Origin of the sequence: Miltoncostaea marina (assembly GCF_018141525.1) — a bacterium.
GTDB classification, from domain to species: Bacteria; Actinomycetota; Thermoleophilia; order Miltoncostaeales; family Miltoncostaeaceae; genus Miltoncostaea; species Miltoncostaea marina.
In genome coordinates this window covers 1,733,391-1,756,850 of the sequence record NZ_CP064655.1, presented here as the reverse complement: position 1 = coordinate 1,756,850, position 23,460 = coordinate 1,733,391, and the positions used below count along the sequence as shown (strand labels likewise).

Annotated in this window: 23 protein-coding genes and 1 pseudogene; 20 read left to right on the top strand and 4 right to left on the bottom strand. The window is 76.4% G+C overall.

Annotation, left to right across the window (positions count from 1 at the left end; translation table 11 throughout):
• Positions 1 to 10: 10 nt before the first annotated feature.
• The gene (locus ITJ85_RS08775) at positions 11 to 1,036 is read right to left on the bottom strand and encodes an FTR1 family protein (RefSeq protein WP_217912726.1); all 1,026 of its coding nucleotides are present in this window, start codon (positions 1,034 to 1,036) and stop codon (positions 11 to 13) included.
• A 382-nt stretch (positions 1,037 to 1,418) separates the two neighbouring features.
• On the opposite strand from ITJ85_RS08775, the gene aroC reads away from it, so the two are divergent.
• From aroC to ITJ85_RS08695, 16 genes are all read left to right on the top strand, one after another.
• Positions 1,419 to 2,579, top strand: a complete 1,161-nt coding sequence (gene aroC, locus ITJ85_RS08770; RefSeq protein WP_246496232.1) for a chorismate synthase — start codon at positions 1,419 to 1,421, stop codon at positions 2,577 to 2,579.
• A 2-nt stretch (positions 2,580 to 2,581) separates the two neighbouring features.
• A complete protein-coding gene (locus tag ITJ85_RS08765; protein WP_217912724.1) occupies positions 2,582 to 3,100 on the top strand; it encodes a shikimate kinase in 519 nt (172 codons plus the stop codon).
• Positions 3,097 to 4,194, top strand: a complete 1,098-nt coding sequence (gene aroB / locus ITJ85_RS08760; protein WP_217912723.1) for a 3-dehydroquinate synthase — start codon at positions 3,097 to 3,099, stop codon at positions 4,192 to 4,194. The genes ITJ85_RS08765 and aroB overlap by 4 nt, the downstream gene beginning before the upstream one ends.
• Positions 4,191 to 4,634 (top strand): type II 3-dehydroquinate dehydratase, encoded by a 444-nt coding sequence (locus ITJ85_RS08755; protein ID WP_217912722.1) that lies wholly within the window; start codon positions 4,191 to 4,193, stop codon positions 4,632 to 4,634. The genes aroB and ITJ85_RS08755 overlap by 4 nt, the downstream gene beginning before the upstream one ends.
• Complete coding sequence (locus ITJ85_RS08750; RefSeq protein ID WP_217912721.1) at positions 4,631 to 5,713, top strand: M24 family metallopeptidase; 1,083 nt, start codon at positions 4,631 to 4,633, stop codon at positions 5,711 to 5,713. Before ITJ85_RS08755 ends, ITJ85_RS08750 begins: the two co-directional genes overlap by 4 nt.
• A 13-nt stretch (positions 5,714 to 5,726) precedes the next feature.
• Positions 5,727 to 6,281, top strand: a complete 555-nt coding sequence (gene efp, locus ITJ85_RS08745) for an elongation factor P (protein ID WP_217912720.1) — start codon at positions 5,727 to 5,729, stop codon at positions 6,279 to 6,281.
• Positions 6,282 to 6,308: 27 nt separating this feature from the next.
• Complete coding sequence (locus ITJ85_RS08740) at positions 6,309 to 7,955, top strand: hypothetical protein (protein ID WP_217912719.1); 1,647 nt, start codon at positions 6,309 to 6,311, stop codon at positions 7,953 to 7,955.
• Positions 7,862 to 8,077, top strand: coding sequence for an acetyl-CoA carboxylase biotin carboxyl carrier protein (locus ITJ85_RS08735; protein WP_217912718.1), 216 nt, complete (start codon positions 7,862 to 7,864; stop codon positions 8,075 to 8,077). Before ITJ85_RS08740 ends, ITJ85_RS08735 begins: the two co-directional genes overlap by 94 nt.
• On the top strand, positions 8,074 to 9,438 hold the full coding sequence (locus tag ITJ85_RS08730) for an acetyl-CoA carboxylase biotin carboxylase subunit (RefSeq protein ID WP_217912717.1): 1,365 nt from the start codon (positions 8,074 to 8,076) through the stop codon (positions 9,436 to 9,438). The genes ITJ85_RS08735 and ITJ85_RS08730 overlap by 4 nt, the downstream gene beginning before the upstream one ends.
• On the top strand, positions 9,435 to 9,860 hold the full coding sequence (gene nusB / locus ITJ85_RS08725; RefSeq protein ID WP_217912716.1) for a transcription antitermination factor NusB: 426 nt from the start codon (positions 9,435 to 9,437) through the stop codon (positions 9,858 to 9,860). Before ITJ85_RS08730 ends, nusB begins: the two co-directional genes overlap by 4 nt.
• Complete coding sequence (locus ITJ85_RS08720; protein WP_217912715.1) at positions 9,857 to 10,048, top strand: hypothetical protein; 192 nt, start codon at positions 9,857 to 9,859, stop codon at positions 10,046 to 10,048. The genes nusB and ITJ85_RS08720 overlap by 4 nt, the downstream gene beginning before the upstream one ends.
• 43 nt (positions 10,049 to 10,091) lie before the next feature.
• Complete coding sequence (locus ITJ85_RS08715; protein WP_217912714.1) at positions 10,092 to 10,481, top strand: hypothetical protein; 390 nt, start codon at positions 10,092 to 10,094, stop codon at positions 10,479 to 10,481.
• A 94-nt stretch (positions 10,482 to 10,575) separates the two neighbouring features.
• The gene (gene dxs / locus ITJ85_RS08710; RefSeq protein ID WP_217912713.1) at positions 10,576 to 12,489 is read left to right on the top strand and encodes a 1-deoxy-D-xylulose-5-phosphate synthase; all 1,914 of its coding nucleotides are present in this window, start codon (positions 10,576 to 10,578) and stop codon (positions 12,487 to 12,489) included.
• 366 nt (positions 12,490 to 12,855) lie between these two features.
• Positions 12,856 to 13,605: a TlyA family RNA methyltransferase gene (locus tag ITJ85_RS08705; RefSeq protein ID WP_246496230.1), complete on the top strand. Its 750-nt coding sequence runs from the start codon at positions 12,856 to 12,858 to the stop codon at positions 13,603 to 13,605.
• Positions 13,602 to 14,504 carry an NAD(+)/NADH kinase gene (locus ITJ85_RS08700; RefSeq protein WP_217912711.1) on the top strand — a complete coding sequence of 301 codons (903 nt, stop codon included), beginning with the start codon at positions 13,602 to 13,604 and terminating at the stop codon, positions 14,502 to 14,504. Before ITJ85_RS08705 ends, ITJ85_RS08700 begins: the two co-directional genes overlap by 4 nt.
• A complete protein-coding gene (locus ITJ85_RS08695; RefSeq protein WP_217912710.1) occupies positions 14,501 to 16,189 on the top strand; it encodes a DNA repair protein RecN in 1,689 nt (562 codons plus the stop codon). The genes ITJ85_RS08700 and ITJ85_RS08695 overlap by 4 nt, the downstream gene beginning before the upstream one ends.
• A 10-nt stretch (positions 16,190 to 16,199) precedes the next feature.
• Here ITJ85_RS08695 and ITJ85_RS08690 read toward each other — a convergent pair whose 3' ends face one another.
• Together ITJ85_RS08690 and ITJ85_RS17515 are read right to left on the bottom strand one after the other, a co-directional pair.
• Positions 16,200 to 16,538, bottom strand: a complete 339-nt coding sequence (locus ITJ85_RS08690; RefSeq protein WP_217912709.1) for a methyltransferase domain-containing protein — start codon at positions 16,536 to 16,538, stop codon at positions 16,200 to 16,202.
• Between the two features lie 37 nt (positions 16,539 to 16,575).
• Positions 16,576 to 16,836: pseudogene (locus ITJ85_RS17515) on the bottom strand (methyltransferase domain-containing protein); the annotation flags it as partial.
• A gap of 480 nt (positions 16,837 to 17,316) precedes the next feature.
• On the opposite strand from ITJ85_RS17515, the gene pyrG reads away from it, so the two are divergent.
• From pyrG to ITJ85_RS08675, 3 genes are read left to right on the top strand one after another with little or no spacing between them, the layout of a single operon-like run.
• The gene (gene pyrG, locus ITJ85_RS08685; protein ID WP_246496228.1) at positions 17,317 to 18,972 is read left to right on the top strand and encodes a CTP synthase; all 1,656 of its coding nucleotides are present in this window, start codon (positions 17,317 to 17,319) and stop codon (positions 18,970 to 18,972) included.
• On the top strand, positions 18,969 to 20,105 hold the full coding sequence (locus tag ITJ85_RS08680) for a M20/M25/M40 family metallo-hydrolase (RefSeq protein WP_217912707.1): 1,137 nt from the start codon (positions 18,969 to 18,971) through the stop codon (positions 20,103 to 20,105). The genes pyrG and ITJ85_RS08680 overlap by 4 nt, the downstream gene beginning before the upstream one ends.
• Positions 20,102 to 20,653 carry an NUDIX hydrolase gene (locus ITJ85_RS08675; protein WP_217912706.1) on the top strand — a complete coding sequence of 184 codons (552 nt, stop codon included), beginning with the start codon at positions 20,102 to 20,104 and terminating at the stop codon, positions 20,651 to 20,653. The genes ITJ85_RS08680 and ITJ85_RS08675 overlap by 4 nt, the downstream gene beginning before the upstream one ends.
• Here the strand turns inward: ITJ85_RS08675 and ITJ85_RS08670 are convergent.
• Positions 20,650 to 21,261, bottom strand: a complete 612-nt coding sequence (locus ITJ85_RS08670) for an NADPH-dependent F420 reductase (protein WP_217912705.1) — start codon at positions 21,259 to 21,261, stop codon at positions 20,650 to 20,652. The genes ITJ85_RS08675 and ITJ85_RS08670 overlap by 4 nt on opposite strands.
• Before the next feature lie 102 nt (positions 21,262 to 21,363).
• Between ITJ85_RS08670 and ITJ85_RS08665 the strand changes: the two genes are divergently transcribed.
• Positions 21,364 to 23,457, top strand: a complete 2,094-nt coding sequence (locus tag ITJ85_RS08665) for an ATP-dependent helicase (protein ID WP_217912704.1) — start codon at positions 21,364 to 21,366, stop codon at positions 23,455 to 23,457.
• Positions 23,458 to 23,460 lie beyond the last annotated feature (3 nt).

Genomic DNA, 23,460 nt, shown 5'->3' with positions numbered 1-23,460 from the left:
GCGGCTGCCGTCACGATCCCGCCGGGCCGGCCGAGCCGGCCGCCGGCGCGCCCGCCCGCTCGGCGGGGCGCTCGCCGCGCCGCACCGGGCGCGTGACCTTGAGGTACTCGGCGAGGTGGTAGGAGCCGATCACGACGGCCGCGGCGGCGGCCTGGGCGGCGAGCGTCTCCCACGAGGGGTAGAGCTCGAACCAGGAGCCCATCCATCCCGGCACCGGGAAGGGCGTCGGGTGCGCCGGCAGCCAGCCGAGCTGCTGGAACGTCAGGGCCGTCCCGCCGACCATCACCACGAGCACCGCGCCCACCAGCAGCCCCGTCCAGACCAGCATGCGGCGGTACGGCAGGCGCCGGTGCAGCCAGAAGGTGAGCGCGCCCACCACCGCGGTGCCGGCCAGGCCCAGCGCGACCCCCTCGGCGACGGTCGCCGAGCCGTTGCGGAGCTCCAGGTTCTGCAGGAAGAGCACGACCTCGAAGCCCTCGCGGTACACGCTCGTGAAGCCCAGCAGCACCAGCCCGAGGCTGGCGCCGAGCCCCGCCCGGCCGAGCAGCTCCCGCCGGCGCCGGTGGTGGCGGCCGATCCACTCCGACCAGTAGACGCGGTGGACGAACCAGTTGAGCACCACGAGCAGCACGACCACCGCCAGCGCGCCGGTGATCGCCTCCAGCCGCGGGCCGAGCGGGGAGGCCGCGTCGAGCGCCGCCTGGACCACGAACCACGTCGCGACGGAGGCCGCGAAGGCGACGCAGGCGCCGGCCACGACCGGCCGCCGGCGGCGCAGGTGGGCCCCCTGCAGGCTCGCGACGACGGCGGCGACGATCAGCACCGCCTCGAGCCCCTCGCGGAACACGATGATGGCGGCGTTGGCGACGGCGGCGCCGCCGGCCTGCGGCGCGGCGGACTCGACGGGGTCGGCCGGCGCGGCCGCGGTCGCCATCAGCAGGAGCGCGCCGGCGAGCGCCGCCAGGCCCAGCGACCACCAGGCGATGCGCCGGGTCGCCGGGCCGGGACGGCGGAGAAGCGGGGATGAGGTGGGCATGCGGCGACCCTGACGACGGACGTTCGGTATGGCGACCGAGACGGTGGTCGCGTCGGCGGGGCCGGACCGCCGCTCGATCACGGCGACCACCGCGAGGCCGCGATGCGCGGCCGGCCGGTCGGCCGGGTGGGCGCCCCGGGGGCTGGCAGACGCCCTCCTCCCCCCGGGGGGTCGCAGACGCCCGCGGCCCCCGGCGGCGATCGCCGTCCCCGGGGCCCGGGGCGGATCGCGGTCGCGGGGCCGTCGCGACCCCCGGCCGCGCCGGCGTCGCGCCCCCGGCGCTCGCCACGGCGGCGCTCGTGACGGTCGTCCCGCCGCCGCGATCGTCGTCGACCGCCTGGCCGCCACCAGAGAGGGGGCGCTCCACTACACTCTCCGACCCGTGCCACTCACCTACCGCACAGCCGGGGAGTCACACGGCCCCGCGCTCTTCGCGGTCGTCGAGGGACTGCCCGCCGGGCTGCCCCTCCGGCCCGAGGACATCGACGACGATCTCGCCCGCCGCCAGCTCGGCTACGGGCGCGGCGGGCGCATGAAGATCGAGACCGACCGCGTGCAGGTCAAGACCGGCCTGCGGCACGGCCGCACGATCGGCAGCCCGCTGACCCTCGAGATCACGAACCTCGACTTCCCCAAGTGGGCCGAGGACCGCATGGCGGTCTGGGAGCCGGCCCGCGAGGTCGACCCGATCACGCTGCCGCGCCCGGGCCACGCGGACCTGGCCGGGATGCTCAAGTACGGCACCGACGACCTGCGCCCGATCCTCGAGCGCGCCAGCGCCCGCGAGACCGCCGCCCGGGTGGCGGCCGGCGGCGTGGCCAAGGCGCTGCTGCGCCGCTACGGCACCGAGGTGCGCAGCCACGTGGTGCGGATCGGCGCGGAGGCCGTGCCGCTGCGCGACGACCTGACGATCGACGACTTCGAGGGCGTCGACGAGAGCCCGGTGCGCTGCCTCGACCCCGAGGCCTCCGAGCGCATGAAGGCCGCGATCAAGGCCGCCGGCCAGGACCACAACACCCTCGGCGGCGTCTTCGAGGTGTGGGCGTTCGACCCCATCCCGGGGCTCGGCTCGCACGTGAGCGGCGACGCCCGCCTGGACGGCCGCTTCGGCCAGGCGATCCTGGGCATCCAGGCCATCAAGGGCGTGGAGATCGGCGCCGGCTTCGAGCTCGGCCGCATCCCGGGCAGCGAGGCCCACGACGAGATCTTCCACGACCCGCAGCGCGGCTTCTTCCGTCGCACCAACCGCTCCGGCGGCATCGAGGGCGGCATGACGCACGGCGCGCCGGTCGTGATCCGGGCCGTGATGAAGCCGATCAGCACGCTCAGCCGCCCGCTGGCGTCGGTCGACGTGGCGACGAAGGAGGCCACGGCGGCGTTCAAGGAGCGCTCCGACATCTGCGCGGTGCCGGCCGCCGCGGTCGTCGCCGAGGCGGCGGTCGCCTTCGTGCTGGCCCAGGCGCTGCTCGAGAAGTTCGGCGGCGACTCCATCGCCCACCTCGACGCGGCGGTCGAGCGGTACCGGGACGAGATCGCGGGCTGAGCGTGTCCGCGCGCTGGCTCGCACTGTCGGGGTTCATGGGCGCCGGGAAGACCTCGGTGGGCCGCCGCGTGGCGACCCGCCTCGGCCGCGAGTTCGTCGACTCGGACCGGGTCATCGAGGAGCGCGCCGGCATGCCGATCCCGGAGATCTTCGCCAAGCGCGGGGAGCTGTGGTTCCGGCGCACCGAGGAGGCGGTCATCCGCGAGGTGCTCGCCGGCGAGCCGGGCGTGCTCGCCCTCGGCGGCGGGGCGCTGGAGAGCGCCAAGACCCGCGGCGTGCTCGGGCGGCTGGCCGACGTGGTGTGGCTGCGCGCCGACATCGACGTGCTCTGGGCCCGGGTGAAGGACTCGGACCGCCCCCTCGTGAGCGACCGGGCTCGCTTCGAGCGGCGGGCGCGGGCGCGCGAGGAGCACTACCGCGAGGCGGCGGGCCTGGAGGTCGACGCGGCCGGCCCCGCCGACGAGGTCGCCGCGCGCGTGGCCGCGTGGGTCGCCGGGGCCCCGGCCGAGGCGCCCCGGTGAGCGCGTCGGCGCCCGCGCCGGCCCTCGTCGCCGACGTCGGCGACGCCCGCTACCCGCTCCACCTCGGGCCGGGGCTGCTCGACCGGCTCGGCGAGCTCTGGCCCGACCGGCGCCCCGGCGCGAGCGCCCTGCTGGTGAGCGACGGCAACGTCGCCCCGCTGGCCCGGCGCGCCCGCGCGGCGCTGCAGGCGGGCGGGGTGCGCGTGATCACGGCCACGGTGCCGCCCGGCGAGGGCTCGAAGTCGCTGGCCCAGGTCGAGCGCCTCTGCCGCCTGGCCGCCGACGCCGGGCTGCGCCGCGCCGACACGGTGGCCGCGCTCGGCGGCGGCGTGGTGGGGGACCTGGCGGGCTTCGTGGCCGCCACCTACCAGCGCGGGGTGCGCCTCGTGCAGCTGCCCACGACGCTGCTCGCGATGGTCGACTCGGCGATCGGTGGGAAGACCGGCGTCGACCTGCCCGAGGGCAAGAACTACGTCGGCGCCATCTGGCAGCCGAGCCTCGTGGTGATGGACACGGAGGCGCTCGACAGCCTGCCGGCGCGCCAGCTCGCGTGCGGGTTCGCCGAGGTCGTCAAGTACGGCCTGCTCGACGGGCCGGAGCTGTTCGAGCTGGTCGAGTCGCGGCCCGCCCTGCCGGGCCCGCCGGACGAGCTCGCCGACCTCATCCGCCGCTGCGCCGGCCACAAGATCGCGGTGGTCGAGGCCGACGAGCGCGAGACCGGCATCCGCGCCTCCCTCAACCTCGGCCACACGGTCGGCCACGGCATCGAGGCCGCGGCGGGCTACGAGCGCTACCAGCACGGCGAGGCGGTCTCGCTGGGGCTGCTCGCGGCGCTGCGGCTCTCCGAGCGCGCCGCCGGGCTCGACCCCGGGTGGAGGGTCCGCACGATGGCGGTGCTCGAGCGGCACGGCCTGCCGGTCCGGCTGGCGGCCGACGTGCCGACGCCGGCGATCCTGGAGGCGATGGCCCGCGACAAGAAGGCCGACGCCGGGTCGCTCAACATGGTGCTGCTGGGCGCGCCGGGCGACGTGCGGCTGCGCCAGGACGTGCCGCGCGAGCGCCTGGTGGCCGCGATCGAGGAGCTGCGCCGGTGAGCCGCCCGCTGTCGATCGCGCTGCTGCACGGGCCGAACATCGGCATGCTCGGCCGCCGTCCGTCGGCGCACTACGGCACGCTCACCCTGCGCGAGCTGGAGGACCTGGTGCGCGGCTGGGCCGCCGAGCGCGGCATGCGGGTGGGCTGCTTCCAGAGCGACCACGAGGGCTCGTTCGTGGAGCACGTCCACGGCCTCGCCGGGCTGGTGGACGGCGCCGTCGTCAATCCCGGCGCGTGGACCCACTACGCGTGGTCGATCCGCGACGCGCTGGAGATCCTGGGCGCGCCGTTCGTCGAGGTGCACCTGTCCGACGTCGAGGCGCGCGAGCCGCACCGGCGGGTGTCGGTGGTGCGCGACATCGCCTCGGCGGCCGTGTGGGGCAAGGGGCCCGACGGCTACCGCGAGGCGCTCGACCACCTCGCCGGGGTGCTCGCGTGAGCGCCGAGGCCGCCCGCCAGGAGCGCCTGCTCGCCGTGCTCGACGAGCGCGGCATCGACGCGATGCTCGTCACCGGCGGCGCCAACGTGCGCTACCTGACCGGCTACGTCGGCTCCAACGGCATCGCGGTGATCGGCCGCCGGGGCAGGCTGCTGCTGACCGACTCGCGCTACGCCGTCAGCGCTCGCGAGCAGGTGCGCGACGCCGAGGTGGTGGTCGGCTCGCGCGACCTGCTGAAGGACGTCGCCGAGCGGCTCGCGGAGGTGGCCGGCGGCGGCCGCATCGCGGTGGAGGCGGAGGACCTCACGATCGCCCGCCACGAGCGCCTGCTCGAGCTGCTGGACGGCGCGCCCACGGAGCCCACGCGCGGCATCGTGGAGGCCCTGCGCATGGTGAAGGACGCCGGCGAGGTGGCCGCGATGCGCCGCGCCGCCGCGGCGGTCGACCGCGCCCTGGCGCGCGTGCTGGCCGCCGGCATCGTCGGCCGCACGGAGCGCGCCGTGGCCTTCGCCCTGCACGAGGCGATGCTCGAGGAGGGGGCCACGGAGCCGAGCTTCGCCACCATCGTCGCGGCGGGCCCCAACGGCGCCCGGCCGCACCACGTGCCGGGGGCGGACGCCATCCCCGCGGGCACGCTCGTCGTCATCGATCTCGGGGCGGTCGTGGACGGATACTGCTCCGACATGACCCGCACCGTCGCCACCGGGCCGCTGCCCGAGCGGCTTGAGGAGGCCTACGGCGTCTGCCTCGCGGCCCAGGAGGCGGCCCTCGCCGCCGCCCGCCCGGGGATGACCGGCGCCGAGCTCGACGCGGTGGCCCGCGGGCGCATCGCCGACGCCGGCCACGGCGACCACTTCGGGCACGGGCTCGGCCACGGCGTGGGCCTCGAGATCCACGAGCGCCCGGGCATCCGGCCGGAGGGCGCCGACGTGCTGGCGGCCGGCATGGCCATCACGATCGAGCCCGGCGTCTACCTCGAGGGCCTGGGCGGCGTGCGCATCGAGGACCTGGTGGTGCTGACGGAGGACGGCCGCGAGGTGCTGTCCACGTCGCCCAAGCAGCTGACGACCGTCGAATGAGGGGACCGAGCGGATGATCACGACCAACGACCTGAAGAACGGCTACGTGCTCGACATCGACGGGGACCTGGTCTCCGTCGTGAGCTTCCAGCACGTCAAGCCGGGCAAGGGCGGGGCATTCGTCCGCACGAAGCTCAAGAACCTGACCACCGGGGCGACCGTCGACCGCACCTTCCGGGCGGGGGAGAAGGTCGAGCGGGTCACCACGGAGAGCCGCACGATGCAGTTCCTCTACCGCGACGGCGACGACCTGATCCTCATGGACAACTCGACGTACGAGCAGATCCCCGTGACGGCCGCCCTGGTCGACAACGACGACCTGCTCGCGCCCAACACCGACGTGCAGGTGCTGTTCGTGCGCGACGCGCCCATCAAGATCGAGCTGCCGACCTTCGTCGAGCTGACGGTCGCCCGCACGGACCCGGGCGTGAAGGGCGACACGGTCTCCAACGTCACGAAGCCCGCTGAGCTCGAGACCGGGGCGACCGTCGACGTCCCGCTGTTCGTGAACGAGGGCGACCGCCTGCGGATCGACACCCGCACGCGCGAGTACTCTGCCCGCGCGTAGCCCCGACCAGGCACCGAAGGGAGTTCAGTGACGCCAGCATCCGACGCCGTCGGCTATGTCGATGCGACCCTCCGCGACCTCGCCCCGTTCCCGTGGGGCACGGCCGTGGGCACCGACGAGCTGGGCGCCGCCGCGGCGGCCCTGTCGGAGGTCGGCGCGCGGGTGCTCGAGGCCCTCGACGCCCGCTGCGCCCGCGCGGCCCTCGAGGCCCGCTCGGAGAGCCCGTGGGACCGCCTGCGTGCGGTGCTGCGCGAGGCCGGCAACACGCCGGTCGGCGTGGTCGTGGGCGCCCGCAACCTGTGGGGCGAGCGCCCGCTGGGCGCCGACGTGGTGCGCCGGTTCGTGCTGTGCGCGGCCGACTCCGGCGTGGCGCGAGTGCGCGCCACCGACCCGCTCAACGACGCGGACGCCCACGCGCCGGTCGCGCGGGCCTGCGAGGAGGCGGGGCTCGAGTACGTGCCGACGCTCATCATCGGCCCGACCCCCGGCCCCGACGACGACCGCTGGGTGAGCGAGGCGGTCGCGCTGGCCGCCCTGCCGGGCGCGGGCGGCATCTGCCTGTCCGACGGCGCCGGCCACGTCTCCCCGGCCGCCCTCGGCCGCCTGGTGGGCGCGATCGGCCAGGCCACCGGCCTGCCGGTCGAGGTGCAGGTGCAGGCGCCGGGCGGCCTCGCGCCGCTGTCGGCCACCTACGCCGTGGCGGCGGGCGCGACCGCCGTGCAGGCCTCCGCCGGCCCCGTCGCGCTCGTGTCGGCGCGGCCGTCGGCCGAGACGCTGCGGGCCGCCCTGGCCGGCGAGGAGCGCTCGTTCGACCTGCAGCCCGCCGCGCTCGACCGCGCCGCGCGGGTGGTCGGTCCCATGCTGCCGGCCGACCGCCTGCGCCAGGCGGCCGCCGCCGTGTTCGGGCCGGCCGTCGCCGTGCCGCCCGCGCTGGAGGCCGGGCTCGTGTCGCGGCTGGGCCGGCTGGGCCTGTCGCGGAGCCTCGTGGCGGTCGCCACCGAGTCGGCGGCGGTCGCCCGCGACGTCGGCGGCGCGACGCTCGCCTACCCGCTCGGCTCGGCGATCCTCGCCCAGGCCGCCCGCCACGTCATCGAGGGCCACCGCTGGGCCGGGATCGAGCCCGAGCTGGTGCCGATCGCGCTCGGCCGCGCCGGCCGCCTGCGCGGCCCGGTGGCCGACGCGGTGCTCGAGGCGGCGCGGGCCGACGACCCGGGCGAGGCGCCCGAGCGCGACATCACCGCCGTCGCCGACGAGGCGCCGCAGGGCCTCTCGGACGAGGACATGGTCCTGTGGGCGATGTTCGCCGAGGACACCGAGCAGGTGGTGGCCCGCCGGCGCTCGCTGGGCGCCGAGGCGGCCAGCCGCCCCGGCCAGTCGCCCATCGACCGCGACCTGCTGGAGACGCTCGTCGACGTGGTGGAGGCCTCCGGCGAGGCCGAGGTCAGCGTCGAGGTGTCGGGCGCGCGGGTGACCGTGCGCCGCGCCGCCCCGGCCGCGGCGCGCCGGCCGCCGCCGGCGGCACGGCCGACGCGGGCGCCGCCGCCGACGAGGACGACGGCCTCGTGCGGGTCACGAGCCCGATGGTCGGCACCTTCTACCGGCGCCCGGGCCCCGACCAGCCGGCGTTCGTCGAGGAGGGCGCCCGGGTGGAGAAGGGCGACACGCTCTGCCTGATCGAGGCGATGAAGCTCTTCAACGAGATCACCGCGGAGATCGCCGGCACGGTCCGGTCGATCGCCCTCGAGGACGCCTCGCCCGCGGAGTTCGGCCAGCTCCTGTTCCTCATCGAGCCGTGAAGCTGCTCGTCGCCAACCGGGGCGAGATCGCCGTCCGGATCATCCGCACCGCCCGCGAGCTGGACATCCCCACGGTCGCCGTCTACTCGACCGCCGACGCCGACACCCTCGCCGTCGACCTGGCCGACGAGGCGGTCTGCATCGGCCCGCCGCCGGCGCGCGACTCCTACCTCAACATCGCCAACGTGCTCGGGGCCGCCGAGATCACCGGCTGCGACGCCGTGCACCCCGGCTACGGCTTCCTCTCGGAGAACCCGGCCTTCGCGCGCGCCTGCGCGGACGCCGGCGTGACCTTCGTGGGCCCGGCGCCCGAGGTGATGGAGCGCATGGGCGACAAGATCGCCGCCAAGCAGGCCGCCCGCGAGGCCGGGCTGCCGGTGCTGGAGGGCTCCGACGGGCCCGTGCAGGACGTGGCGGCGGCGCTCGCGGCCGCCGAGCGCGCCGGCTACCCGGTGCTGCTGAAGGCGGCCGCGGGCGGCGGCGGCAAGGGCATGCGGCGCGTCTCCAACGCCGCGGAGCTGCCCGGCGCCTTCGAGGTGGCCCAGCGCGAGGCCGAGGCGGCGTTCAGCGACGGCGGCCTCTACGTCGAGCGGCTGCTGGAGGGCGCGCGGCACGTCGAGATCCAGGTGATGGCCGACGGCCTCGGCGGCGCGCTGGTCTGCGGCGACCGCGAGTGCTCCATCCAGCGCCGCCACCAGAAGCTCATCGAGGAGGCGTCGGCGCCGCACCTGCCCGCCGCCACCCGCGAGGCCATGCAGCAGGCCGCGCTGCGCGCGGTCAAGGCCTGGAACTACCGCAGCGCGGGCACCCTGGAGTTCCTCGTGGACGCCGCGGGCGACTTCTTCTTCCTCGAGCTCAACGCCCGCCTGCAGGTGGAGCACCCGGTCACGGAGCTCGTGACCGGCATGGACCTGGTCGCGGAGCAGCTCACCGTGGCCGCCGGCGGGCTGCTCTCGCGCACGGGCGTGGCCGAGGCGCGCGGCCACGCGATCGAGTGCCGCATCAACGCGGAGGACCCCTCGCGCGACTTCCGCCCCGGGGCCGGGCGGCTCGACGACTTCCGCATCGCACAGGGGCCGGGCATCCGGGTCGACACGCACTGCGAGCCCGGCGAGACCATCCCGCCCCACTACGACAGCCTGCTCGGCAAGCTGTGCGTGTGGGCGCCCGACCGGCCGCGGGCCATCTCGCGGCTGCGGCGCGCGCTGGCCGAGACCTCGGTGACGGGCATCCCGACCACGCTGCCGCTGCTGGCCGACATCGCCCACGACGCGCCCTTCGTGGAGGGCCGCTACACGACGTCGTACCTGCCGGAGCGCGCCGAGCACCTGCCCACGCTGCAGGGGCAGCGGGTGGCGTGAGCGTGGCCGGCCGCGAGGGCGGGCGCCGGGCCGCCCGCCGGCAGGCGGTGATCCTGCTCTACCAGCACGACGTCACCGGCATCCCGCTCGAGGAGCTGGAGCGCAACGCGGCCCGCGACGGCACGCCCATCGACCCGTTCGCCCGCGCGCTGACCGAGGGCGTCGTGTCCGACACCGCCGGGCTGGACGAGCTCATCACGGGCGCCGCCGAGGGCTGGACCGCCGAGCGGCTGGCCCCGCTCGAGCGCAACATCCTGCGCGTCGCGGTGCACGAGATCCTCGACTGGGAGGACATCCCCTCCGCGGTGTCGATCAACGAGGCGGTCGACCTGGCCAAGCGCTACTGCCAGAGCGAGGCCGCGGGCCTCGTCAACGGCATCCTCGGCCGCATCGCCGCCGACCACGCGGGCGTCCCGCGGTGAGCGGCGCGCAGGACGGCGGGGCGCTGCGGGCGTCGGCCGCCCGGCTGGAGGAGGTCGCCCGCCGCATCGGCGACCCCGGACTGCCGGCCGACGAGCTGCGCGCGCTGGCCGAGGAGGCGCTCGAGCTGGGCGCGCGCATCACCGAGCAGCTGCCGGCCGCCCTGCGGCCGCCCGCCGGCGAGGCCTGAGACGGCGCGCGAGGACCTCACCGACCCGCGCGTCCAGGTGGTCGTGCTGCCGCCCAACGAGCCCGAGGCCGCGGGGCACGACGAACTCCAGGGCATCGGCAGCGGGGAGGACCGGCCGCCCATGGACGAGCTGGCCCTGCGGCCGTGGCTGCAGCAGGGCGAGCCCGCGCGCGGGGCCGAGCTGGAGACGCTCGGCCTGACCCTCTACGCCGGCCACCCCGAGCTGTCGCTGGTCAACCTGCCGACCGCCTTCATCGAGAGCGGCGTGCGGGTGCTGAAGGAGCTCGGGACCTACGTCCTCGCCGGCGGCGTGCTGGAGGACGGCGACATCATGCAGATGCGCCAGGACCTGCCGTACCTCGTGGGCATCCACGCGGTGCCGCCGGCGGGCGACGACGACCTGCCCGTCATGCGCGTGGTGATGCTCGCCTGAGGCCGGCCCCGGGGGCGCGGCGCGCGCGGGACGATGGTCCCGTGGCGCACCGGGGGTGGCGGCCGGGCGGGGGGTGTGGTCTAGGATCACCGCGATGACGACCCACACGACGTCCCGATTCCCCATCCTCGCGGGCCTCGAGCGCCCGTCGGACCTGGCCGCGATGAGCGACGACCAGCTCGGCGAGCTCGCCGCCGAGATGCGCGAGGCCATCATCGACACGGTCTCCCAGACCGGCGGCCACCTGGGCGCCAGCCTCGGCACCGTGGAGCTCACGATCGCGCTCCACGCCGAGCTGCAGTCCCCCCGCGACCGCATCATCTGGGACGTCGGCCACCAGGCCTACGGCCACAAGCTGCTCACCGGGCGGCTGGACGGGTTCCCGACGCTCCGCCAGCACGGCGGCATCTCCGGGTTCCTGCGCCGCGTGGAGAGCGAGCACGACGTGATGGGCGCGGGCCACGCCAGCACCTCCATCTCCTACGCGACCGGCCTGGCCGAGGCCGAGCGGCACGGCCGCGGCGACGCCCGGGTGGTGGCCGTCATCGGCGACGGCGCCCTGACGGGTGGCATGGCCTACGAGGGCCTCAACCAGGCCGGCCACCTCGGCTCGCCGATCACCGTGGTGCTCAACGACAACGGGATGAGCATCTCGGAGAACGTCGGCGCGCTCTCGAAGCTGTTCCAGCGCGTGCGCATCGACCCGACCCTCACCCGGGTGCGCGAGGAGCTCGAGCGCGGGCTGTCGCGGCTGCCCGGCGCCAGCGAGCTCGGCGGCCACATCCGCGACGCGACGAAGTCGCTCTGGTTCGTCCCGGGCGCCCTGTTCGAGGCGCTCGGCTTCGCCTACATCGGCCCGATCGACGGCCACGACATCGAGGCCGTGCGGCGCGCGCTGCGCACCACGCTCGAGATGGACCGGCCGGTCGTCCTGCACGTGAAGACGGTCAAGGGCCGCGGCTACCCGCCGGCCGAGGCCGACGGCGAGTGCATGCACGGCGCCACCCCGTTCGTCATCGAGAGCGGCAAGGCGGCCACGAAGAAGGCGCCCGGCCCGCCGAACTACACCGAGGTCTTCGGCCGCGCGCTGGTGGCCGAGGCCGAGCGCGACCCGCGCGTGGTCGGCATCACGGCGGCCATGCTCAAGGGCACCGGCATGCAGCACATGCTCCAGGCCTTCCCGGAGCGCACCTACGACGTCGGCATCGCCGAGCAGCACGCGGTCGTCTTCGCCTGCGGCCTGGCGATCGCCGGCTACCGGCCGGTCTGCGCGATCTACTCCACGTTCCTGCAGCGGGCGTTCGACCCCATCATCCACGACGTCGCCATCCAGGAGCTGCCGGTCGTCTTCGCGATCGACCGCGGAGGCCTGGTGGGCGACGACGGCCCGACGCACCACGGCGTGTTCGACCTGGCCTACCTGCGCGCCATCCCCGGCATGACCGTGATGGCGCCGATGGACGAGTCCGAGCTCGTCTCGATGCTCCACACCGCCCTGCGCATCGACGGGCCGGTGGCGTTCCGCTACCCGCGCGGCGCCGGCCTGGGCGTGCCGCTGCCCGAGCGGCCGGAGGTGATCGAGGTCGGCAAGGGGCAGGTGCTCGAGTCCGGCGAGGGCGTGGCCCTCATCGGCTACGGCTACGGCGCCGCCCTCGCGGCCGCCGCCGCCGACGCGGTCGCCGAGGGCACCGGCGCCCGGCCCACGGTCGTCAACGCGCGCTTCTGCAAGCCGCTCGACGCGACGCTCATGCGCCAGCTCGCCGAGCGCCACGAGCTGCTGGTCACCATCGAGGACCACTCGCACCTGGCCGGGTTCGGCAGCGCGGTGCTCGAGGCCCTCGAGGACGTGCCCTCGCGGGTGCTGCGCCTGGGCCTGCCCGACCGCTTCATCGACCACGGCAAGCGCGAGATCCTGCTCGACGAGGCCGGGCTCACCCCCGCCCACGTCGCGGCCCGCACGCTGCGCGCCCTGCGCGGCCCGAGCCGCATGCTCGTCGCGGAAGGCTGATCTCAGGCGGGGACCCGGCCTCTTTCGGGCCGGGTCACGCGGCAGATCGCCGCCGGCCGCGGCGATTTGCACACCGGCGCACCGCCTGCGGCGGGGTGGGCGCCGGGAAGAACCCCTGTCACGAGGGGACCCACGCGCTCGCCGGCGGTCACGCGACAGATGGTCCCTGGCCGGGGCGATCTGCACACCGGCGCCCCGCCTGGGCGGCCGCGCCGGCGCCGGGCGATCCCTGTCACGCGGGGGCCCCACGCCGTGCCCGCGGGCCACGCGGCAGATCGTCCCTGGCCGGGGATCTGCACGTCGGCCCCCGGCCTGTCGGCCGGGCACGGGGCAGGCGGCCGCCGAGGGCGCGGCTATCATCGCCCGGTGGCCTCCGCCCGATCACGACTGGACGTCGAGCTCGTCCAGCGCGGCCTGTTCCCGTCGCGCGCCCGCGCCCAGGCGGCCGTCATGGCGGGGCGGGTGCGCGTCGACGGCAGGCCGGTCGACAAGCCGGGCACGGCCGTCCCGTCCGGCGCCGCGCTCGACGTGCGTCGGGACCAGGAGTACGTCTCCCGGGGCGGCGTCAAGCTCGCCGCCGCCCTCGACGCGCTGGGCGTCGACGTGGCCGGCGCGGGCGCGCTCGACCTCGGCGCCTCCACCGGCGGCTTCACGGACGTCCTGCTGCGCCGCGGCGCCGAGCGGGTCATCGCCCTCGACGTGGGCTACGGGCAGCTCGACTGGCGGCTGCGCCAGGACCCGCGGGTGACGGTCATGGAGCGGACCAACGCCCGCCACCTCGCGCCCGGCGACCTGCCGTGGGCGCCCGACCTGGTCACCTGTGACCTCTCCTTCATCTCGATCGGCACGGTCTGGGGCGCGGTGGTGCCGTGCCTGGCGCCCGGGTGGCGTGCGATGGTGATGGTCAAGCCGCAGTTCGAGGTCGGTCGCGAGCGGGTCGGGTCGGGCGGCGTCGTGCGGGACGAGGCGGCGCGCGCCGACGCGGTGCGCGGGGTGATCGGGGTCGTCGAGGACAACGGGGGGCGAGTGATCGGGACCGCGGACGCCGGGCTGCCGGGGCCGAAGGGCAATCGCGAGGTGTTCGTCCTCGCCCACGACGCCGGGACGGCGTCGTGAGCCCCACCACCCGCCGCGGCGGGCCCCCGATCGCCACCGCGGAGGGGCGGGCGGTCGGCCGCGTCCTGCTGCTCACCCACCGCGAGCCCGCGGTCACCGCCTCCACCCTGCCGGCCGTGCTGTCGATCCTCGAGGACGCCGGCGTCGAGGTGCTCGTGCCGGCCGGCGAGGTGGTCAAGCATCGCGTGCTGGCGCCCTACTCCTCCGGCGACGGCATGCGGCTGCGCCCGGGGGGCGAGGACCTCATCCTCGTGCTCGGCGGCGACGGCAGCATCCTGCGCGCGCTGGCGCGCGAGGCCGGCTCCGGCGCGCCGGTGATCGGGGTCAACTACGGCCGGGTCGGCTTCCTCGCCTCCATCGAGCGCGAGACCCTCGAGCGCGACCTGCGCCGGGCGCTGACCGGCGAGTACATCGTGCTCGAGCTGCCGTCGCTGAAGGCGGAGTGGAGCGACGGCGAGGTGCTGGCCGTCAACGACCTGGCCCTCTTCCGCGGCGGCGAGTCGCGCATCGCCGACCTCAGCTACTCGGTCGACGGCGAGCTCGTCGCCACCGTGCGCTGCGACGGCCTGGTCGTGAGCACCCCGGTCGGCTCGACCGCGTACAACCTCGCCGCCGGCGGGCCCACGGTCTCCTGGCGGGTGCGCTGCTTCGTCCTGTCGTTCATCGCCCTGCACCACCTCGACAGCCGGCCGCTCGTCATCGGCGCGGGGGAGCAGCTCGTCGTCACCAACAGCGCCCTGATCGGCGACGTCGACATCCAGGCCGACGGCCAGCGCATCGGCGCACTGCGCCCGGGCCGGTCGATCACCATCGGGCTGGGTGGCTCCGACGTGCACCTGGCGACGTTCCCCGAGGCGTCGTTCTACCGGCGCTACCGGGAGAAGTTCGGCCGGCCGTGATCCGCTCGCTCGAGGTCCGCGACCTCGTCGTCATCGAGCGCGCCGAGCTGGCGCCGCCGGCCGGCCTGACGGCGGTGACGGGGGAGACCGGCGCCGGCAAGACCGTGCTGGCCCAGGCGCTCGGGCTGCTGGCCGGCGGGCCGGCCGACGCCGGCGCCGTGCGCCCCGGGGCGCGCCACGCGCTCGTGCAGGCGACCCTCGCCGTGCCCCCCGGGTTCTGGGACGCGCTCGACGAGGACGACCCGGCGCTGCCGCTGCGCGAGCTGGCCGAGGACGAGTCGGAGGTGGTCATCGCCCGCCGGGTGCCCGCCGAGGGGCGCGCCCGGGCGCTGATCGACGGCCAGGCCGCGCCGCGCGAGGCGGTCGCGGCGCTGGCGCGGGCGCTCGTGCGCTTCTCGGCCCAGCACGAGCACCGCCGGCTGGTGAGCGCGGCCAGCCAGCTCGCGATCCTCGACGCCTTCGCCGGCCCCGGGGCCACCGCCGCCGCGGAGCGGCTCACGGGGCTGCGCCGCCGCCTGCGCGGGCTCGACCGGGCGCTCGCGGCGGCGCGCGCCCGGCGCGAGCGGGCCGAGCGCGAGCGCGAGGAGCTCCAGGAGCTGGTGGCCGCGGTCGAGGCGGTCGCCCCCGAGCCGGCCGAGCACGCCGCGCTCCTCGCCGAGCGCGAGCGGCTGCGCCACGCGGAGGGGCTCGCGGCGGCGGCCGCCGCGGCCGCCGAGGCCCTGTCGCCGAGCGACGGCGAGGGGGGCGCGCTGGCGACGGTCGGCGCCGCCGCGGCCGCGCTGGCGCCGATGGTGCCGGTCGACGAGGCCCTGGCCGGGCCGCACGGCGAGCTGGCGGCCGCCCAGGCGACGCTGCAGGAGGCCGCCCTCGCGCTGCGCGCCTACCTCGACGACCTCGACGCCGAGCCGGGCCGGCTGGCGCAGGTGGAGGACCGGCTCGACGCCTACTCGCGCCTCGACCGCCGCTGGGGGCCGGGGGTCGAGACGGTGGTCGCGCGCGCCGACGAGGCCCGCGAGTCCCTGCGCGGCCTGGACGAGGGCGCCCACGAGGTGATGGCGCTGGCCGAGGAGCGCGAGGCCGCGCTGCAGGAGGCGATCGGCGTGGCCCTCGAGCTGCGCGAGACGCGCGCCGAGGCGGCGCCCCGCCTGGCGGAGGCCGTGCGCGCGGAGCTCGCCGACCTCGCCATGCCGCGCGCCGAGCTGCGCGTCGAGCTGGTCGAGGACGACGCCGACCCGCCCGCCGACTCGTGCGTCGTCTGGCTGCGGGCCAACCCCGGCCTGCCCGAGGCCCCGCTCGCCGCGACCGCCTCGGGCGGCGAGCTCTCCCGCGTCCTGCTCGCCCTCCACGGCGTCGCCGCCGCCGGGGACGACGCGACCTGGGTGATGGACGAGGTGGACGCCGGCATCGGCGGCGTCACCGCCACCGCGGTCGGCGCCCGGCTGCGCGCCTTCGCCGGCGGCCGCCAGGTGATCGTGATCACCCACCTGCCCCAGGTCGCCGCGATGGCCGACGCCCACTACCGCCTGGTGAAGGGCATCGACGCCGACGGCCGCGCCACCACCCGCATCGAGCCGGTCGAGGGGGAGGCCCTCGTCGAGGAGCTCTGCCGCATGCTCGGCGCCGGCGTCGCCGACGCCGGCGCCCGGCGGCACGCCGAGGAGCTGCTCGCCCGCCGCGCGGGCTGACCGGCCGTCCTCACGCCGCCCGCCCGGTGACGCAGCACTGGGTGCAGGCGAAGGAGCACGCGCCCCGCGCGCCCAGCGCGCGCTGCTCCGCCTCCCACGCCGCCACCTCCTCCGGCGCCACGCGGCCGCGACCGGCGACGAACGCCCCGATGAAGGGGACGAGCGCCGCGCCGGAGTGGCGGGCCTCGTCGAGCTCGGCGGTGGCGAAGGCGTGACCCTCCATGCGCTCGTCGGCGACGCCGGCGGCCCGCATGAGGGGCGCGAGCGTGCGGGGGAGGGAGCGGTGCTCGAGGTGCTCCTCCCAGGCCTCCGGCACACGGTCGCTGCGCGCCTCGTCCTCCGCGTGCACGGAGCGCGTCGCCCGGTCGATGTCCCATCTCGGCCGGCGCGGCCGGCACGTCGGGCGCGTACTCGAGCACCTGCACGCAGAGGGCCGCGTCGCACGAGGCGTCGCCGACCGGCAGGGTCACGTCCGCGAGGCCCGCGCACCGCCGGCGGGCGAGCTCGAGCATCGCCGCGCTGCGGTCGACGCCGACGACGCCCCCCGACGGCCCCACCCCGCCGGCCGGCCCGCCGCGGACGAACCGGGGGCCGCAGCCGACGTCGAGCACCCGCTCGCCCGCCGAGGCCGCCAGCGCCCGGCGCACGATCCCGCGCCGCCGCACGGCGTCCTCGATCAGGTGGACCGCCTCCGTCCGCCGGGCCTCCTCCCGGTCGAACGCCGGCGGGCCGTCGCCGCCTCCTCGCGGGCCGGGGCGTCCAGCATCGCCGCCCCGGCCCGCCGGGGGGCATCCCCGTCGGGGGCCGGCCCCGACGCCCTGTCAGCGGGCCGCCGCCGCCCCGCCCGCTGTCTGCGCGATTGGCGCACGCGGTCCGCGCCAAATGGCGCACGACGGGCGCACGCCTATGGAATGGCGCGGGATCGCCATCGACGGGGCTCACCATGCGGGTCGCGCCAATTGGCGCGACCCGCCTGCGCCAATCGCGCGATCCCCCCGCGCCGGCGTCCCGCCACCCGCCGCGGCCGCACGGAGCGTCCCCCACGACCCCCGGTGACAGGCCCGACGGGCGGCCACCCGCCGACCCTCCCGCTATCCTCACCGTGGTCGTCGGGCGAGGGAGGTCACGTGGGCGAGGCACCGGTCAAGTACGTCTTCGTGACGGGGGGTGTCGTCTCCGGCCTCGGGAAGGGCATCTCGGCGGCCTCGCTGGGGACGCTGCTGAAGGCGCGCGGGATCAGCGTGTCGCTGCAGAAGTGCGACCCCTACCTCAACGTGGACCCGGGGACCATGAGCCCCTTCCAGCACGGCGAGGTGTTCGTGACCGAGGACGGGGCCGAGACGGACCTGGACCTCGGCCACTACGAGCGCTTCACCGACGAGAGCCTCAGCCGCATCTCGAACGTGACGACCGGCGCGGTCTACGACGCGGTAATCAAGAAGGAGCGCCGGGGCGACTTCCTCGGGGCGACCATCCAGGTCATCCCGCACGTGACGGACGAGATCAAGGCGCGCATCCGCCAGGCGGCGGCCAGCTCCGGCGCCGAGGTGGTGATCATCGAGATCGGCGGCACGGTGGGCGACATCGAGTCGCTGCCGTTCCTCGAGGCCATCCGCCAGTTCCGCAACGACGTGGGCCGCGAGCACGTCTGCTTCGTGCACGTGACCCTCGTGCCGTACCTCGAGGCCTCGGGCGAGCTCAAGAGCAAGACCACCCAGCACTCGGTCAACGAGCTGCGCCGCATCGGTATCGAGCCCGACGTGCTCGTGCTGCGCTCCGACCGGCCGCTGACCGACGACATCCGCCAGAAGATCGCCCTCTACGGCGGCATCGCGAGCAACGCGGTGATCTCGGCGGTCGACGCGCCCGACATCTACGAGGTGCCGCTCAACCTCGAGGCCGAGGGCTTCGCCCGGGTGGTGTGCGCGCGCCTCGGCGTGACCGCCCCCGCGCCGGACCTCACCGACTGGCGCGCCATCGTCGAGCGCATCCACGCCTGCGAGGGCCGCGTGCGCATCGCGCTGGTCGGCAAGTACGTCCAGCTGCACGACGCGTACCTGTCGGTCGCCGAGGCGCTCAAGCACGCGGCCATCCACCACGGCGTCGAGGTCGAGATCGACTGGGTCGACGCCGAGGACCCGCACCTGCGCGACCACCTGCAGGGGGCCGACGGCATCCTGGTGCCGGGCGGCTTCGGCGGCCGCGGCATCGAGGGCAAGATCGCGGCCGTCCGCCACGCCCGCGAGGAGCGGGTGCCGTACCTCGGCATCTGCCTCGGCATGCAGGTGGCGGTCATCGAGTACGCCCGTCACGTCTGCGGCATGGACGGCGCCAACTCGAGCGAGTTCGACCCCGAGACGCCCTACCCGGTCATCGACCTGCTGCCGGAGCAGCGCGCCATCGAGGAGCGCGGCGGCACCATGCGCCTGGGCGCCGACCCGGTGCACCTGCAGCCGGGCACCCGGGCGCGCGCGGCCTACGGCGACGAGGCGGTCATCTACGAGCGCCACCGCCACCGCTACGAGGTCAACCCATCCATGCGCGACGAGATTGAGCGCGCCGGCCTCGTGATGAGCGGCCGCTCGCCCAACGGGCGCCTGGTCGAGCTCGTCGAGCTGCCCGACCACCCGTGGTTCTGCGCCTCGCAGTTCCACCCCGAGTTCAAGAGCCGCCCGACCCGCCCGCAGCCCCTCTTCCGCGAGTTCGTGGGCGCCGCCGCCGAGCGGGCCCGTGTCCGGCCGGGGGTCGCGCCCGCCCGCGAGCACGCGCAGCTGGGCGGGTGAGCCCGGAGGAGCTCGAGGCGCTGCCCCCGGTGGCGCGCCTCACCGTGCGCCTGTGCGAGATCCCGTCCCCGTCGCGCCAGGAGGCGGCGGTCGCGGAGGTCGTGCGCGGCATGCTGCGCGAGATGGGCGCGGAGGTGATCGAGGACGGCGCCGCCACCAGCCTGCCCGCGGGCTGCGGCAACATCATCGGCCGCTTCCCGGCGACCGCCCCCGGCACCCCGATCATGCTGGCCTCGCACCTCGACACCGTGCCGGTGACGGGCCCGATCGAGGTGGAGCTGGCCGACGGGCGCCTGCGCAACCGCCACGACGCGATCCTCGGCGGCGACAACAAGGCCGCCGTGGCCGCGATGCTCGAGGGCATGCGGCGCGTGGTGGAGGAGGGGCGCCCGCACGCGGGCGTCGAGCTGGTCTTCACCCCGTGCGAGGAGATCGGCCTGCGCGGCGCCCATGTCTTCGACCCCTCGCCGCTGCTGGCCCGCTTCGGCTTCGTCTACGACCACACCGGCCCGGTCGGCGACGTCGTGGTCGCCGCGCCCTCGCTCTACCGCGTCACCGCCACGTTCGTCGGCCGCGCCGCGCACGCCGGCATCGCCCCCGAGGCGGGCCGCAGCGCGATCCTCGCGGCCGCGCGCGCGATCACGCGCATGCCGCTGGGGCGGATCGACGCCGAGACCACCGCGAACGTCGGCACAGTCGGCGGCGGGACGGCGACCAACGTGGTGGCCGAGCGCTGCACGGTGACCGCCGAGGCGCGCAGCCGCGACGAGCGGGCGCTCGGCATCCAGCTCACCGCCATGCTGGACGCGCTCACCTGGGCCGCCAGCGAGTGCGAGGTCGACCTCGAGACCCACGTGGAGCGCGAGTTCAGCGCCTACCGCCTGGGCGAGGGCGATCCCCAGGTGCGCATGGCGCTCGACGTGCTCGCCGGGCTGGGCCACGAGCCGCGCCTGGTGCAGAGCGGGGGCGGCTCCGACGTCAACGCCTTCCTGCTCAACGGCTTCCCCGCGGTCAACCTCTGCAACGGCATGACCGACGTGCACACGCCCGACGAGAGCATCGCCGTCGAGAGCCTCGAGGCGATGCTCGACGTCACCCTGGGCCTGGTGGACGCGGCCCGCGGGGCCGCGTGAGCGACCGCTCGGGCGGGCTCGGGCCGCCGGTGCGGTCGGAGCCGGTCTACCGCGGGATGATCGTCGACCTGCGCGTCTCCGACTACCGGCGCCCCGACGGCTCGGTCGTGCGGCGGGAGGTCATGGACCACCCGGGCGCGGCGGTCGTCGTGGCGGTCGAGGACGACCACGTCCTGCTCGTGCGCCAGCCGCGCGAGGCGGTCGAGGAGTTCACGCTGGAGCTGCCGGCCGGCAAGCTCGACGTGCCGGGCGAGGACCCGCTCGGGTGCGCCCGCCGCGAGCTCGCCGAGGAGACGGGCCGCGCCGCGGCCACCTGGCGGGCCGCCGGCGGCTTCTACACCGCGCCCGCCATGCTCACCGAGTTCATCCACCTCTTCATGGCGAGCGACCTGACCCCCGTCGAGGCGCGGGCGGAGGGCGAGGACGAGATGATCGAGGTCGTCCGGTGGCCGCTCGGCGATCTCGGCCGGCTCATCGACGAGGTGCGCGACGCCAAGACCCTGATCGGCCTCCTGCGGCTCGAGCGGGAGATGCGCCCCCCGGGCTAGGCGACCACCCGCAGCGCGGTGCCGAACGGGGCCTCGGTGCCCTGGGTGAGCGCCATGTGCAGGTAGCCGGCGGCCTCCAGCTCGCGGGCGCGCCGCAGCGGGCCGGCGTCGCGTGGCGTCATGCCGCCGTCGCGGGCGAGCCGGGCCACGCGGCCCTTCGCCTCCTCGTCGTCGCCCGCGATCAGCACGTCGAGCGGCTGCCCGGCGACGGCGCCCTCCGCGAGCGTGCCGGCGAAGGTGGTGTTGAACGCCTTCACGACCCGCGCGCCCGGGGCCGCCGCCTGGATCTCCTCCGCGGCCGAGCCGGCCCCGGGGTGGATGGGCTCGAAGCTCGAGAAGTCCACCGGGTTGGTGATGTCCACGATCGTCGCGCCGTCGTAGCGGCGGGCGAGGTCGGCGGCGGCCTCGTAGGGCACCGCCAGCACGACCAGGTCGCTCTCCGCCGGCTCGCCGACCTCGCCGGCGCGCGCGCCGCCGCCGAGCTCCGCGGCGAGCGCCTCCGCCTCCGCCCGCTCCCTGCCGAGCACGGTCAGCCCGTGGCCGCCGGCGACCACCCGCGCGCCGATGCCCCTGGCCATGTTGCCGGTGCCGATGATGGTGACGTCCATCGCCCACTCCTCACTCGCGCCGGGCCCCGTCGGCCTGCAGTACCCGCCGTTGCCGATGCCGACGCAGGGGTCGTCCGGCGCCGTGGGTAACGTCCCGCGCCCGTGTCCACCGCCCCCGGATACCCACGCTGGCAGACCGCCCCGCCGAGGCTGCCGCACGTCGAGGCGCAGAAGGCGCGCCGCGACGCCGTGGCGCCGCGCGACCCGCTCGCCGCCGACCCCGCCGGGCGCCGCGTCTACCGGCTGCGCCCGCCGGAGGGCCGGCGGGAGGGGGTCTCCGAGCGCCTGCGCGCGATGCTCGACGACGAGCAGCTCGCCGCCGTGGAGGGGGCGCGGGGGCGCTCGCTGGTGCTGGCGGCGGCCGGGTCGGGCAAGACGCGCACGATCGTCGCGACCGTCGCCCACCTGGTCGAGACCGGCACGCCGCCCGAGGCGATCATGCTGGTCACGTTCACGCGGCGGGCCGCCCGGGAGATGACCGACCGCGCCGAGCGCCTCGTGGGCGTCGACCTCTCCGGCATGACGGCGGGCACCTTCCACTCGGTCTGCCGCCGCATCCTGCACCGGTACGGCCCCGTGATCGGGGTGCCCTCGACGTTCACGGTCCTCGACGCCGAGGACCAGGCCGAGGTCGCCGCGCTGGCGCGCGACGCGGTGCTCGAGGGCCGGGAGCGCCGGCCCGCGTTGCCGAAGCCCGCCGCGATCGTCGGCTGGGCCGCGCTCGCCGCCGAGGGCGGGCGGGAGCTGGAGGAGGTCGTGCTCGCCGCCAACCCGCGCCTGGCCGACCGGCTGGAGGACCTGCGGGCGATCGCCGACGGCTACGCCGAGCGCAAGCGCGCGATGGCAGCGCTCGACTACGCCGACCTGCTCGTGCACACCGCCCGCCTGCTGCACGAGCACCCGCGCGTGCGCCGGCGCCTGGCCCAGGCGCACCGGTGGGTGCTGGTCGACGAGCTGCACGACGTCAACCCGGTCCAGGCGGCGATCGTCGAGGCGCTCGCCGGCGAGGGCAGCACGCTCGTCGCGGTGGCCGACCCGGACCAGTCGATCTACTCCTGGCGCGGCGCGGACCCGCGCGTGGTGGAGCGCTTCGCCGCGGCGCCGGGCACGCGGGTCTTCCCGCTCGGCACCAACTACCGCTCCACCCCCGAGGTGGTGGCCCTCGCGCAGGAGACGCTGCCGGCGGGCAACCCGTTCGGCAAGCGCATGCGGGCGCACCGGCCGGGGGCGGGCGCCCGCCCCGTCGTCGCCCACCTGACCTCGGTGCAGGACGAGGCCCGCTTCGTGGTGCAGCGCATCGCGGACCTCATCACGGAGGGGCGCGAGCCCGGCGACATCGCGGTCCTCTACCGGGCCCACCACCACTCGGTCGACCTGCAGCTGGCGCTCGCCGAGGCCGGCGTCGAGTTCGAGCTCTTCTCGGGCGCCCGCTTCGTGGAGAGCGCGCACGTGAAGGACGCCCTCGCCTTCTGCCGCATGCGCCACAACCCGCGCGACGAGCTCGCCTGGCGCCGGGCGCTGCGCCTCTTCGAGCGGGTGGGCGCCGCGACCGCCGCGCGCGTGTGGGCGCACGCCTCGGTCCAGCCCGACCCGCTCGCGGCGGCCGCCGCCCTCGCCGACGACGGGGCCGCGCCGGCCGGCCTGCGCCGCTTCGGCGCCACGGCGGCCGCGCTGCGCGCCACCGACCGCCCGGAGGAGATCGTCCTGCTGGTGGCCCGCGCCGACTGGTACCGCGACCACCTGCAGCGCCGGTACGCCAACTGGCGCGACCGCGAGGGCGACCTCGCCCGCCTGGCCGAGCTCGCCACCCGCTCCGCCGGCCTCGACGCCTTCCTCGGCGAACTGCAGCTGGCCGAGCGGGTGGAGGCCGACGAGGACGTGTCCGGGCCCGCGCGCCGGGTCGCCCTGTCGAGCGTCCACCAGGCCAAGGGCCTCGAGTGGCCGGTGGTCTTCGTGCTCCAGGTGGAGCCGGGGTCGTTCCCGAGCGGTTGGGCGGTGAGCGAGGGCAACCTCGACGAGGAGGAGCGCCTCTTCCACGTGGCGGTCACGCGCGCCGCCGACGAGCTGTACCTCTGCCGGCCGATCGCCGCCCGGCGGCCGTGGGACACGGGGGCCGACGCGGTGGTGCTCAACTCCGGGCAGGGGTTCCTCGACCGCGACCTCGGGGATCTCGTGGAGGAGTGGTCGGTCCGGTAGGGG